The sequence below is a fragment of the Oceanospirillum beijerinckii DSM 7166 genome, assembly GCF_000422425.1.
In the GTDB taxonomy this organism is placed as follows: Bacteria; Pseudomonadota; Gammaproteobacteria; order Pseudomonadales; family Halomonadaceae; genus Oceanospirillum; species Oceanospirillum beijerinckii.
The window spans coordinates 121,555-135,941 of sequence record NZ_KE383830.1 but is presented as its reverse complement, the minus strand read 5'-3'; the positions used below and the strand labels follow the sequence as shown (position 1 = coordinate 135,941).

The window sequence follows — 14,387 nt, the reverse complement described above, 5'->3', positions numbered from 1 at the left end:
CTATGTATCTAGAACCTAACCACCTCCACTTACTCAACTTTAGTCGCACGAAAAAAGTTTAAATTTCCCTTTACGTTAACGTCAACTTGAATTAAATTTAGCTACAACTTGATACGCTGCTCACTTAATGCAAAGCAGTGAAGCAAACAATAATGAGCAATTGTGAGGCCTACCATGAAGTCCATTTACAAAGAGTTCAATTTTGACCTCGGCGAAACCTACGACATGCTGCGTGAGCAGGTGAATCGTTTTGCTGCCGAAGAGATCGCTCCGCGTGCTGAGCAGATTGATGCAGACAATGAGTTTCCTAATGAGCTGTGGCGCAAATTTGGTGATATGGGCCTGTTAGGCATCACGGTTCCTGAAGAGTTTGGCGGTTCCGACATGGGTTATCTGGCCCACGTAATCGCGATGGAAGAGATCTCCCGCGCTTCTGCTTCTGTAGGCCTGTCTTATGGCGCACACTCCAACCTGTGTGTTAACCAGATCAAATTGAACGGTAACCAGGCGCAGAAAGAGAAGTACCTGCCTAAGCTGGTTTCCGGTGAGCATATTGGTGCACTGGCGATGTCCGAGCCAGGCGCGGGTTCTGATGTTGTTAGCATGAAGCTGCGTGCTGACAAAAAAGGTGATCGTTACATTCTGAACGGTAACAAAATGTGGATCACCAATGGTCCAGATGCTAACACCTACGTGATCTACGCTAAGACCGATACTTCTGCGGGCTCTAAAGGAATTACGGCCTTTATCGTTGAGCGTGACTTCCCAGGTTTCAGCCGTCACCAGAAGCTGGACAAGCTGGGCATGCGCGGTTCTAACACCTGTGAGCTGGTATTTACCGATTGTGAGGTACCAGAAGAGAACGTACTGGGCGAAGTCGGTAAAGGTGTGCGCGTTCTGATGAGCGGCCTGGACTACGAGCGTACCGTTCTGACCGGTGGCCCTACTGGCATTATGCAGGCGGCGATGGATATCGTGATTCCTTATATGCACGACCGTCAGCAGTTTGGTCAGTCTATCGGTGAGTTCCAGCTGGTTCAGGGTAAAGTGGCGGATATGTACACCACGATGAACGCTTGTAAATCTTACCTGTACGCCGCAGCTAAAGCATGTGACCGTGGTGAGACCAGCCGTAAAGATGCTGCCGGTGTGATTCTGTACTGTGCAGAGAAAGCGACTCAAGTTGCTCTGGATTCTATCCAGCTGCTGGGTGGTAACGGTTACATCAACGAATTCCCAACGGGTCGTCTGCTGCGTGATGCCAAACTGTATGAGATTGGCGCAGGCACTTCCGAAGTTCGTCGTATGCTGATTGGCCGCGAGATCTTCGCTGAGTCTAAGTAAGAAATTCCAAGGGAGTCTGCAACTGACTCCCTTTTGTTAGGTGCCCTCACCTTTTTGTCAAAGGTCCCCACCTACGTCAAATTCCGGCTAACCCTGGCATAGGGTTAAGCCGACCCAGGTCTGACGAGGCAGACTGAGAATTTCCCCCTGCACGACCTTTTTTTGGTCTGTCTCGTCAACTTATATAAGCCCACTCACAAGCATGAGCTGGCTTACTTACCCAAGGAGCACAAGATGGCGGTTATCAAAAGTAAAATTAATACCCGCTCCGAAGAGTTTCAGACCAATCGCTCAAACATGAAGCGTCTGGTTCAGGATCTGCGTGAGAAACTAGCAGAAATCAAACAAGGTGGTGGCGAAGCCGCACAGAAGAAGCACCTTGATCGCGGAAAACTCCTGCCTCGTGAACGTATTAATACTCTGCTGGACGAAGGCGCCCCGTTTATGGAGCTGTCTCAGTTAGCGGCTCTGAATGTGTACCAGGATCATGTACCCTCTGCGGGCATTATCACGGGTATCGGTCGGGTCAGTGGTCAGGAATGTATGATCATCGCCAACGATGCGACCACTAAAGGCGGCACCTACTACCCGCTGACCGTTAAGAAGCACCTGCGTGCACAAGAGATTGCAGAAAAGAATCATCTGCCTTGTGTTTATCTGGTAGATTCCGGCGGTGCCAACCTGCCCAATCAGGATGATGTATTCCCGGATCGTGACCACTTTGGTCGTATCTTCTACAACCAGGCCAATATGTCCGCTAAGGGCATTCCTCAGATCGCTGTGGTTATGGGTTCCTGTACGGCGGGCGGTGCTTATGTACCGGCCATGGCCGATGAGTCCATCATTGTGCGTCAGCAGGGTACGATTTTCCTGGCCGGTCCTCCGCTGGTAAAAGCAGCCACCGGTGAGGTGATCTCTGCGGAAGATCTGGGTGGTGCCGACGTACACTGTAAAACTTCCGGTGTAGCGGATCACTACGCCATGAACGACCAGCATGCCCTGCAGCTGGCCCGTCAGTGTGTATCCCGTCTGAACCCGAATAAGAAAGTGGAACTGGATGTCAAAGAAAGCCGTCCGCCACTGTACGACCCGGAAGAGATCTACGGCATCGTTTCTGAAGATCTGCGCAAGCCATACGACGTACGCGAAGTGATCGCCCGTGTGGTAGATGGATCTGAATTCGACGAATTTAAACAGCTGTACGGCACGACTCTGGTGACGGGTTTTGCCCGTATCCACGGCTACCCTGTCGGCATTATCGCCAACAACGGCGTACTCTTCTCTGAAGCGGCGCTAAAAGGTGCCCACTTTATCGAGCTGTGTTCTCAGCGCGGTATTCCTCTGGTATTCCTGCAGAACATTACCGGCTTTATGGTGGGTGGTAAGTACGAGTCCGAAGGTATCGCGAAAAACGGTGCCAAGATGGTAACCGCAGTAGCCTGTGCCAAGGTGCCTAAATTCACCATGCTGATCGGCGGTAGCTTCGGTGCTGGCAACTACGGCATGTGTGGTCGTGCTTATGATCCGAATCTGATGTGGATGTGGCCTAATTCCCGTATCTCCGTGATGGGTGGTGAGCAAGCGGCAGGCGTACTGGCTCAGGTGAAGCGTGACAATATGGAACGCAAAGGCCAGGAGTGGGCTCAGGAAGATGAAGCTGAGTTCAAGAAGCCTATCGTTGAGCAGTATGAGCACCAGGGTCACCCTTACTACGCCAGCGCTCGTCTGTGGGATGATGGTGTGATTGATCCGGCACAAACCCGTGATGTATTGGGCCTGGCGATCTCTGCCGCTCTGAATGCACCTGCACAAGAGACACGTTTCGGCGTGTTCCGCATGTAATCCGGAGAGTGATAACAATGACAACTGCAACTAATTCCTCAGTAGGTGCGACCTCTGCAAAGAGTGCAACCGAGCAAGTGTTATGTGAGATCTCCGCACAGGGTGTAGCAAGTATCGTCCTGAATCGTCCGGAAGTGCATAACGCTTTTGATGACAAGCTGATTGGCGAAATTCTGGCCGTACTGGATGAGATCAACGCAAACGAACAGGTTCGTGTTGTGGTACTGCGCTCCAACGGCAAACACTTCTCCGCCGGTGCTGATCTGGGCTGGATGAAGCGCATGGCTCAGTACAGCTTTGAAGATAACTTCAACGACGCCGGTGAACTGGCCCGTCTGATGCACACGCTGAATAACCTGAGCAAGCCGACGATTGCGCTGGTTCAGGGTGCCGCTTACGGCGGTGCCGTAGGTCTGGCGGCGTGTTGTGATATCTGTATCGCGACAGATCGTGCCCGTTTCTGCCTGAGTGAAGTAAAAATTGGCCTCTCTCCTGCGGTAATCAGCCCGTTTGTGGTGGCTGCTATGGGTGAGCGTGCAGCGCGTCGTTATTTCCTGACCGCAGAAGTGTTTGACGGCGACGAAGCGGTACGTCTGGGTCTGGCTCACATAGTCGTTGACCAGGATGATCTGGAAAGCACAGCCGACGATATGGTGCAGAAACTGCTGGCCAACAGCCCGCAGAGTGTACGTCGCACCAAAGAGCTGATCGCTCGCGTCGCAAAAAGCCCGATTGATAATGAAGTAATTGAATACACCCAGCGCCTGATCGCAGAGATTCGAGTTTCTGAAGAGGGTCAGGAAGGACTGGGCGCATTTTTCGATAAACGCGCCCCAGGCTGGCAGCAGTAAGCGGAGGAACACCATGTTTAATAAGATTCTGATCGCCAACCGTGGCGAAATCGCATGTCGAGTAATCCGTACTGCGCACCGTCTGGGTATTCGTTGTGTGGCTATTTACTCTGAAGCCGATGCCAATGCGATGCATGTGGCGATGGCGGATGAAGCGGTATGTGTCGGTCCAGCGCCGAGTAAAGACAGCTACCTGAAGATGGACACCATCCTGGAAGTGGCTAAGCAAACCGGTGCTCAGGCGATTCACCCAGGTTACGGTTTCCTGTCTGAGAACGCGCCGTTTGTACAGAAGTGTCAGGATGCCGGTATCGTGTTTATTGGCCCACCAGCATCTGCTATTGAAGCCATGGGTTCCAAGAGTGCGGCAAAACGCATTATGGAAGAAGCCAACGTACCTCTGGTACCGGGCTACCACGGCGAAGACCAGGACCCTGCTCTGCTGAAGCGTCACTCTGATGAGATGGGTTACCCGGTACTGCTGAAAGCCACCGCTGGCGGTGGCGGTAAAGGTATGCGTGTGGTCTGGGCCGCCGATGAGTTCGACAGTGCTCTGGATGCCGCTAAGCGCGAAGCGATGAACGGCTTTGCGGATGACACCATGCTGGTTGAGAAATATCTGACCAAGCCGCGTCACGTTGAGATTCAGGTGTTCTGTGACAAACACGGCAACAGTGTTTATCTGGCAGAACGTGATTGTTCCGTACAGCGTCGTCACCAGAAAGTGGTTGAAGAAGCACCAGCCCCTGGCATGAGCGACGAGCTGCGCAAAGCCATGGGTGAAGCGGCAGTACGTGCCGCTGAAGCGATCGGCTACGAAGGTGCGGGTACGGTTGAATTCCTGCTGGATGAAGACGGTTCTTTCTATTTTATGGAGATGAACACCCGTCTGCAGGTAGAACACCCGGTGACCGAGCTGATCACTGGTCAGGATCTGGTGGAATGGCAGCTGAAAGCGGCTTCCGGTCAGACTCTGCCACTGAGCCAGGACGATGTTCAGATCAACGGTCACGCGGTAGAGGTGCGCATCTACGCGGAAGATCCGGATAACGACTTCCTGCCTGCCACCGGTAAGCTGGAATATCTGCGTACTCCAGAAGAAAACCGCTACGTGCGTGTGGACACCGGTGTACGTGAAGGCGATGAGGTCAGCATCTACTACGATCCTATGATCGCTAAGCTGATCGTATGGGACGAGAACCGTGACCGCGCCATGCAGCGTATGAGTCAGGCACTGGCCGAATATCGTATCGCTGGTATGAAGACCAATACCCATTTCCTGAAGCGTCTGATCGATAACACCGCCTTCCGTGCTGCTGAGCTGGATACCGGCTTTATCGAGAAACACGAAGAAGATCTGTTCTCTGCCGCTCTTGGAAACAATAGGGGTGGCAGCCATAGTGCGAATCCGCTGGCTCTGGCCGCTCTGTACACCCTGCTGAAACAGGGTCAACAGCGTCAGACTGAAGCGGTACACAGCCATGACACTACCTCCCCTTGGCACCAGTTTAACGGCTGGCGTCTGAATGAAGAGCCTGCTCTGGCGGTGCGCTTCAAGGTGGACGACGAAGAGAAATCCGTACAGGTTAATTGGTTGAACCAAGGATACCGTCTTTCTATTGATGGTCATATTGTGATTGCCGATGGCAAGCTGGAAGACGACGTACTGAAAGCCAGCTTTAACGGCCATAACCGCAACGCTTTTGTCGCTGAGCTGGCAGGTCATATCACCGTCTTTACCGATCAAGGTGCGTTTGAGTGTCAGTGGTTACACCCAGACCTGGATAACCATGAGTTTGAAGAGGAAGGTGGCAGTCTGACCGCACCAATGAACGGTAGTATCGTCGCTGTATTGGTCGCAGCGGGTCAGAAAGTCACTAAAGGCACCAGTCTGGTGATTATGGAAGCGATGAAGATGGAACACACCATCACAGCGTCTTCCGACGGTACGGTAACTGAAATCTTCTATCAGGCCGGTGATCTGGTAGAAGGTGGTGCTGACCTGCTGGCCTTTGAAGCTGAGGAGGCCTGATATGGCACTGCCAAGCAAAGTGCGTCTGGTTGAAGTAGGCCCTCGTGATGGCCTGCAGAATGAGTCTGGCGTGATCAGCACCGAGGTCAAACTGGAACTGATCAAACGCCTGGAGGAGGCCGGTGTCAGCTATATCGAAGCGGCTAGCTTTGTCTCGCCCAAGTGGGTGCCGCAAATGGGCGATGCCAAAGAGATTATGCAGGCGATTCAGTCGAAGACCGACGGTCAAGAAGGCAGCGTAACTTACGCTGCCCTTACCCCGAACGTAAAAGGCCTGGAAAGTGCGATTGCCTGTGGCGTAAAAGAAGTAGCGGTATTTGGCGCTGCTTCTGAGGCTTTCTCCCAGAAGAACATCAACTGTTCGATTGAAGAGAGCCTGGAACGCTTTAAGCCGGTGATGGCGATGGCAAAAGCCAACGGCATTCGCGTGCGCGGCTATGTCTCCTGTGTACTGGGTTGCCCTTACGACGGTGAAATCGCACCAGAGAAGGTGGCCGAAGTAGCTAAAGCCCTGTACGACATGGGCTGCTATGAGATCTCCCTCGGTGACACCGTGGGCGTTGGTACGCCACAAAAGGCAAAAGAGATGGTGCGTGCCGTCAGCCAGTTTGTTCCGGTTGAAAAGCTGGCGGCCCACTTCCACGACACCTACGGTCAGGCACTGGCGAATATCTATGCGGTACTGGAGGAAGGTATCAGCGTCGTAGACAGCTCTGTCGGTGGTCTGGGCGGCTGCCCATACGCCAAGGGTGCAGCAGGTAACGTGGCCAGTGAAGATGTGGTGTATATGCTGCAGGGTTTAGGCATAGAAACCGGTATTGATCTGGAGAAACTGGTAGCCACAGGTCAATACATTACCGATGCTATTGAACGCCCTAACCGCTCGAAAGTCGGCCTGGCAATGAGCACGTAAAATATTGTCGGCATAAACCGCATCTTTGATCCTCGCGAAACTAAAAATCCTTTGACTTCGTAGGGATTACCAAGGGTTTGGCCTTGATTTAGGAGACTTCGGTCTCCTTTTTTTGTTTATTAACATACAGTTACAAAACATAACCCTTTCGAACTTATTTGACAAAAAGTATTGTTTTTTTTGTGATAAATCCATAGGCTAAGCCTTTGGATTTGAGCCAAGGTATTACCAGTTTCATGAGTACACCGTCTTTTACACATTTGGATTTTGCGGATCTTCCAATCCCTGCCGTACTGCTTTCAGCTGAAGGCAACTGTGTGTATTGCAATCAACCCGCAAAACAGCTGACAGCTCAACTGGAACTGGATAATTGTATCAACCTGATTCCTGCCGAATTTCGCCATCGTGTGCTCTCTTCAGCACCATTAGATCTGGCACAGGGAGCTGTTTATGACACAATTTATACCTCAGTTTATACCTACCGCTGGCAAGTTATTGGTATTCACGATAACTGTATTCTTTTCCTGGCTTACAACCTGACTGATCGCGAAAACTACCGTGCCATTCTTGAGCATTCGGTAGACGGTGTTTATCAAACCAACCGCGAGGGCAAACTGGTTTATGCCAACCAATCCCTGGCGGATACCTTTGGTTATGCGAACCCTCAAACCATGTGTGATCAGATAGAAAATCTGGCTAACGACCTCTATGCCCACCAGGAAGACAGAAAACATTTCCTGGAACAACTGGATATGTTTGGCCAGGTGAAAAGCATGGAGCTGCGCATGCGTAAGCTTGATGGCAGCCTGATCTGGATTCGCCTCAACGGTAAAGCGATCAAAAACACAGAGGGCCGCACTCAGTCCCTCGTCGGTACTGTACATGATATAACCGCGCAGAAAGATGCTGAAAGTGCATTAACGACGGCAGAAGAGAAGTTCCGTAGTATTTTTGAGAACTCCCTTGCGGGATTGCATCAGAGCACCTTAGATGGCCGTTACCTGAATGTTAACCAAGCCTTGGCTCGCATTCTGGGTTACGACTCACCGGAAGAGTGCATTTCCAGCATTTCTCATATCGGTAAAAACGTTTACGTTCGTCCACATGAATGGCTTAAGGCGATGAAGCGCCTGCGCAAAGAAGGTTATTTCACTCTGAATGAAGTGGAGATCTATACTCGTGATGGCCAAAAGCGCTGGGTTGCCGTTAGTAACCGCCTGGTAAAAGCGACCAGTGATCAGCCGGAGCATATCGAAGGCTCGGTTATGGACGTCACCGATAGTAAACGGGCTCTGGAGCGTATTCAGTATCTAGCCCATTACGACAGCCTGACAACCCTACCCAACCGTGTATTTTTCCATAATGAGTTAAGTCGTCAGATTGAAGATATTGATGATGGTATACTTAGTTCTCTGAGTTTGATCCTGATAGACCTGGATAACTTCAAAGACATTAACGACACTCAAGGTCATGTAACTGGTGATATGTTACTCATCAAAACAGCACACCGCTTACAGGATCTGCTGGGTAACAGAGGCCAGGCCTATCGCTTGGGTGGCGACGAGTTCGCAGTGATTCTCCCGAATATCTCAGAGCGCGGCAAGATCAGCGAATACCTGCAGGCGATGATGGACCTGCTTAGCCAGCCAGTTGAACTGAATGACAACGATATCTCCTGTAATATCAGTGCGGGTGTTGCGGTTTATCCAGAGGCGCGCGAGGTCATTCTCGAAGGTGACAATCATCAACAGCTTTTTAGATATGCTGATCTGGCCCTGTATCGCTCCAAATCTTTAGGCCGAAACCGTTTTACTTTCTTCGCTGCAGAGATGCAGCATGAAGCTCTAAAAGAGCAGCAGATAGAGCAAGAGCTAAAGCGTGCGATTGAAAATGACGAGCTTTGTCTGCACTATCAACCGCTTCTGCATGCGAAACAGAAACATCTGATCGGCTCAGAAGTGTTAGTGCGCTGGCCTCACCCTGAACGAGGCTTGATTCCTCCGTTTGAGTTTATCCCTATCGCGGAAAAAACCGGTTTGATCACCCGGCTTGATGACTGGGTACTAGAAGCGGCCATCAAACAGATTGCCACTTGGCTGGCAGCAGACCTGAATACGGTCCCCTTATCAGTCAATATCTCAGCCAACCGCCTGAACCAGCGTGATTTTGCTCAGTTTGTTCAGAGTGTAATCCACAAATACCAGATTCCATCAGAGCTGCTGTGCATTGAGATCACGGAGCAAAATATGATTGCCAATCTGGATAATGTACACAGCACTTTGGCCCTGTTACGTCAAACCGGTGTCAAAGTGGCTCTGGATGACTTTGGCACCGGATATTCTTCGCTGAGCTACCTGAAACGCCTGCCCGTTGATAAGCTCAAAATCGATCGTAGCTTTGTGATGGAGATGCACGAAGACCCTCAGGACAGAGCTATTATTAAAACCGTCCTGGAGCTGGGCCATGGCTTAGGTATCTGGGTAAACGCGGAAGGCGTTGAAAACCAGGTTCAGGTGAACATGCTACAAGATCTGGGCGTCGATGAATTCCAGGGCTTCTTCTTCAGCCGCCCGCTGCCACTGGAAGATTTTGAGCAAACTTATCTGATGCAGCTGGAAAAACAGGTCTAAAACCTCATTCCACAGGGAAAATTTGAGATTCGGCTTGTGATTGAGTGACGACAAAATCCAACGCTGGGTTTCGCGAGACAAGATCTGCTTTATTTATCAGCATCCTGCCACCGCTCTGCCCAGCCTTCGCACCCCACTGCGCAGGGTGTTAGCGTAAAACCCCTTCTATCAAGCTGCCCACTGCTATCAAGCTGCTTTTAAACCCAACCTTTTATCTTTATAGAGCCGAATAAAATTATCACTCATAAAGAACAGCAAGCTGGACAGAATAATCGCTGCACCAATCATCATTTCAGCCGTTATAGGCTCACCATACAGTTGACTACCTATAAATAAGGCAATCACTGGCGTCACCAGAGTAATCAAAGCCACATAGGCCGGAGCCAGCTTAGCGATCAGGTGAAAGTAAGCGACAAAGCCGACCAGAGAGCCAAGAATCGCCAGATAGGCCACACCCAACATGCTGTTGAGACTCACCTGCTGCCACTCAACCGCACTACCACTGACAAAGGATGCTAAGGCATAAAGCGGCAGCGAACACCATAGGCCGCCCACCGTTTGCTGTACCGGGTGCAAACCTGAACCAAAGCGCTTCATCAGGATATTACTGATACTAAACAGCATTACCGCAGCTAAACAGAACAGCACACCGTAGACACCCTGACCAGTGATCACCAGCTGATCGGTAAACACAATCGCCAGACCGATCAGCCCCACCACTACCGACAGCCACTGCTTGACAGACAATTTATCCTGCAAGAAAAAATGCCCCAGAGCGCCTGTGGCAATCGTAGTTAGGCCAAACAGCACAGAGATCAGACCTGAAGGCACCCATTGCGCAGCAAGATAGGTCGAAGCCATCGCACCAAAGATACCTACGACAGAGGCCAGATAGGCTCGAAATGCATGCCAGTGCCAATTAAACCTTAGCTTAAATAGTTTCAGCATCACCAGCCCCATAGCTGCCGCAATGCTCATACGCAACATCGCCGCTATCATTGGTGGTAAAGTTTCGTTGCTGATAACAATGGCTAAAGGTGTGGTGGACCAGATGATAATTGCTAGTCCGTAAGCGATTGGCACTGACATCGTCATTTCCTGCCTAAAAAATTCCTGCTCGGAAGATAAAAAATGGCAGCGCCCTAAAAAGAAAGGCCGCTGCATGAGCGACCTTATAAAAGCAGACAAGCTTCAGAAACGTCGCCTAAATTGCGCACACGCCATCGCATGACGTGCGAATACGCGCCATGGTGCTAGTGATAGTGCAAAAAAGGCCATAATCATGGTGAAGTTTCCTAATACTTGAATCTAAACTCTAATCAGATCGACAGCTACTATCGCTTAAACGCAGGCGACTGCGCAAGTCCTTTAACGGTTAACTTTTGTAACAAAAACCAGCCTATTCTCTAAGTCCATGCGATATAAGAGCTTGAGACGAACTACACATCATTGCATACGGGCACGGTATTGCTGCCAAAGCTCACTTCGATCCGTAAAAACACCATCAATACCCAAAGTTTGCAAACGATCCAGCATCGATAAACTATTTACGGTATACACATAAACGGCTAACCCCTGAGCTTTTATCTCAGCGACAAAACGTGGATCAACAAACTCATCAGACAGGTGTACAGAGGACACCTTGAGAGGCCCCAGCGTAGCCTTAAGATCCAAAAGTGTACCGCATATCAACAGTCCCAGCTCAATATCAGGACAGCACTGCTGAAAGTGCAACAACTCTCTGTGATCAAATGAAGAAATCAGAAGATCGGAGCGGGTAAAACTAATCTCATTTTTTTGTAGTAACACTGCCAGCAAGCCCGCACTGCCAGGGCTTTTCAGCTCGATGTTTAGCTTGACCCGCCCCTGTGTCAGCATTAAAACCTCTTCCAGGTAAGGAACCTGCTGCCCCAAACCCGCATCCAAGGAGCGTAAATAAGACAAAGGGTAGTCCGCAATATAACCTGCACCGTTCGTGGTACGCTCCAGAGTAAGATCATGAATCACCAATAAACGCCCCTGATGGGCGACAATATCGATCTCAACCCACTCCGCACCAGCCATAATGGCCTGCTCAATTGCAAACAGTGTATTTTCCGGTCCATCGAACTTTGCCCCTCTATGAGCAAAAAAACGCATAATAGCCTCCAAGCCGACCTTTACGTTAACGTCAACTTACAGTAAATTTAACCTAAGCTTTTATCATAGCTGATCCTTGATCATCACTAATCACTCGCACAGAAGTTTTTCTGTCATAAAGGAGTTACTCTTTAGCGGTTTAACCGCAGGCTATCCAAATACTTCTGTGCAAATATGAATGATCTTAAGACACGGCTAAAACCCTGTGTCGCCAATGTCCAGATGCCAAGCATACTGCAGGAATCAGCACTAAATAAGCATCTAAACAAAAGTTTCTCAGCGAGACATTACACTGACCTCTGGCCAGAGGGTTGAGCATCGAAAGACTTTCGTTTAGGTGTGTACAACAATAAAATTTTGCCCACCAAACAGGGCAAAGAATAAGGAGCAAACTATGAGCGCCCCTCTATGGCAGCCAAGTCAGTCCCGCGTTGAAAGCAGCCAGCTGCACAAGTTTACCCAGGAAGTAAACCAGCGCTTTGGTTTATCTCTGAACGATTACTCCGACCTATACCAGTGGAGTGTTGAAAACGATCAGGATTTTTGGTCTCTGATGTGGGATTACGGCGGCATTATTGCCGATCAGAAAGGTGATACCGTACTGGTCGATGGCGATAAAATGCCAGGGGCTCGCTGGTTCCCGGAAAGCAAGCTGAATTTTGCCGAAAACCTGCTGAAATACCGCGATGATCGCACCGCCCTGGTTTTCCGCGGTGAAAAAGACCAACGCAGCGCTATCACCTACGCAGAACTGTACACCAAGGTAGCCCAGCTGGCCGCTGGTCTGAAAAAAGCCGGGGTCGGTAAAGGCGACCGGGTGGCCGGTTTTGTGCCTAACTGTGCAGAAACTGTCATCGCTATGCTGGCAACCACCAGCCTGGGTGCAGTATGGTCCTCCTGCTCACCGGATTTTGGTATCAATGGTGTGCTGGACCGCTTTGGTCAGATCAAACCCAAAGTACTGTTCACCACCGATGGTTACTACTACAGTAAAAAGACGCTGAACTCTCTGGAGCGCGTAGAAGGTATCCTGCAACACCTGCCTGAGATCGAACACGTCGTCGTCATTCCATTTGTTGAAGAGACACCAGAGATCGGCAATATCAATAACGGTGTTCTGCTGGGCGACTTTATTGACCAGGATGCTACAGAAGTTGAATTTGAGCGCGTCAGCTTCGATCATCCGCTGTATATTATGTACTCCTCCGGTACCACAGGTGTGCCTAAGTGTATCGTGCACTCTGTGGGCGGCACCCTGATCCAGCACCTGAAAGAGCATATCCTGCATACCGATGTCACCCGTGACGATGTACTGTTCTACTACACCACCTGTGGCTGGATGATGTGGAACTGGCTGGTCAGCGGTCTGGCAACCGGTTGTACCGTACTGCTGTACGATGGCTCTCCATTCCACCCTCGTCCTAACATCCTGTGGAATATCGCCGAAGAGGAAGGCATCAGCATCTTTGGTACTTCTGCAAAATATATCGCTGCACTGGAAAAAGTAGGTGAGAAACCTCGCGAGACTCACAATCTGGAGAAACTGAAGGCCGCACTATCGACCGGCTCTCCACTGGCCCACGAAAGCTTTGAATACGTTTACCGCGATATCAAAGCCGATCTGTGCCTGTCCTCCATCTCCGGCGGTACCGATATTGTTTCCTGCTTCGCACTGGGCTGCCCAACCCGCCCTGTATACGCTGGTGAACTGCAGTGTCGCGGTTTAGGCATGGCAGTAGATATCTATGGCGATACCGGTGAACCGGTTCGTGGTGACAAAGGTGAGCTGGTGTGCGCCAAACCATTCCCATCCATGCCTATCGGCTTCTGGAATGACGACAAGGGCGAGAAATACCACAGCGCCTACTTCGATACCTTCGACAATATCTGGGCCCATGGTGACTATGCTGAAGTGACCGAAAACGACGGCCTGATTATCCACGGTCGCTCAGACGCCGTACTGAACCCAGGTGGTGTACGTATCGGTACTGCAGAGATCTATCGTCAGGTTGAAAAAGTCGACCAAGTGATGGAAAGCCTGTGTATCGGTCAGGACTGGCAGGATGATGTACGCGTTGTACTCTTTGTACGTATGAAAGAGGGTGAAAGCCTGAATGCGGATATCGAAAAAGAGATCAAGGACACGATCCGTGCCAACACCACTCCCCGTCACGTACCAGCTAAGATTATCGAGATTGCTGATATACCACGCACTATCAGTGGCAAGATCGTGGAGTTGGCCGTGCGTAACGTTGTGCACAACCGCCCGGTGAAAAACACTGATGCCTTGGCCAACCCAGAAGCGTTAGAACTGTACAAAGACTTGCCACAACTGCAGGACTAAGCACTTCTGTTTTTGCTTTATGTTTCTGCTTTACACCTCTGCCTGACCCCACCGGATTCTCCGGTGGGGATAGCCTTTAACCTGGTTCATAGCATTATGCACAATGCCATATAATTCTTAGTGTTAAGCTTCCAGATGGACTATAACCTGATGAATCGAGTTTAATCACTGCGCGGGATCACCGAACGTCTCGGCAATATGTAACAAGGCCTGGATATCCTTGGACAACCACAACCAGGGTAAATACTGCAGAATCAAAGGCAGATACAGCCAGATTAGAAGATCACTGGCA

Annotated in this window: 9 protein-coding genes; 7 read left to right on the top strand and 2 right to left on the bottom strand. The window is 50.4% G+C overall.

Annotation, left to right across the window (positions count from 1 at the left end; translation table 11 throughout):
• Nucleotides 1–174: 174 nt before the first annotated feature.
• From H579_RS0121580 to H579_RS0121555, 6 genes are all read left to right on the top strand, one after another.
• Nucleotides 175–1,344, top strand: a complete 1,170-nt coding sequence (locus H579_RS0121580) for an isovaleryl-CoA dehydrogenase (RefSeq protein ID WP_028302389.1) — start codon at nt 175–177, stop codon at nt 1,342–1,344.
• 207 nt (nt 1,345–1,551) lie between these two features.
• Nucleotides 1,552–3,186 carry a carboxyl transferase domain-containing protein gene (locus H579_RS0121575; protein WP_425411362.1) on the top strand — a complete coding sequence of 545 codons (1,635 nt, stop codon included), beginning with the start codon at nt 1,552–1,554 and terminating at the stop codon, nt 3,184–3,186.
• A 17-nt stretch (nt 3,187–3,203) separates the two neighbouring features.
• Nucleotides 3,204–4,037, top strand: coding sequence for an enoyl-CoA hydratase/isomerase family protein (locus H579_RS0121570; RefSeq protein WP_051228164.1), 834 nt, complete (start codon nt 3,204–3,206; stop codon nt 4,035–4,037).
• A gap of 13 nt (nt 4,038–4,050) precedes the next feature.
• Entirely contained in the window at nt 4,051–6,069 is a 2,019-nt protein-coding gene (locus H579_RS0121565) for an acetyl/propionyl/methylcrotonyl-CoA carboxylase subunit alpha (protein ID WP_028302386.1), read from the top strand.
• Nucleotide 6,070: 1 nt separating this feature from the next.
• Nucleotides 6,071–6,982, top strand: a complete 912-nt coding sequence (locus H579_RS0121560; RefSeq protein WP_028302385.1) for a hydroxymethylglutaryl-CoA lyase — start codon at nt 6,071–6,073, stop codon at nt 6,980–6,982.
• A 236-nt stretch (nt 6,983–7,218) separates the two neighbouring features.
• A complete protein-coding gene (locus tag H579_RS0121555; RefSeq protein WP_036567121.1) occupies nt 7,219–9,612 on the top strand; it encodes a sensor domain-containing protein in 2,394 nt (797 codons plus the stop codon).
• A 186-nt stretch (nt 9,613–9,798) separates the two neighbouring features.
• Here H579_RS0121555 and H579_RS27000 read toward each other — a convergent pair whose 3' ends face one another.
• Nucleotides 9,799–10,701, bottom strand: a complete 903-nt coding sequence (locus H579_RS27000; RefSeq protein ID WP_051228162.1) for a DMT family transporter — start codon at nt 10,699–10,701, stop codon at nt 9,799–9,801.
• A gap of 357 nt (nt 10,702–11,058) precedes the next feature.
• Entirely contained in the window at nt 11,059–11,751 is a 693-nt protein-coding gene (locus tag H579_RS0121545; protein WP_028302383.1) for a glycerophosphodiester phosphodiesterase, read from the bottom strand.
• A 394-nt stretch (nt 11,752–12,145) separates the two neighbouring features.
• On the opposite strand from H579_RS0121545, the gene H579_RS0121540 reads away from it, so the two are divergent.
• Nucleotides 12,146–14,095, top strand: a complete 1,950-nt coding sequence (locus H579_RS0121540; RefSeq protein ID WP_028302382.1) for an acetoacetate--CoA ligase — start codon at nt 12,146–12,148, stop codon at nt 14,093–14,095.
• Nucleotides 14,096–14,387: the final 292 nt, after the last annotated feature.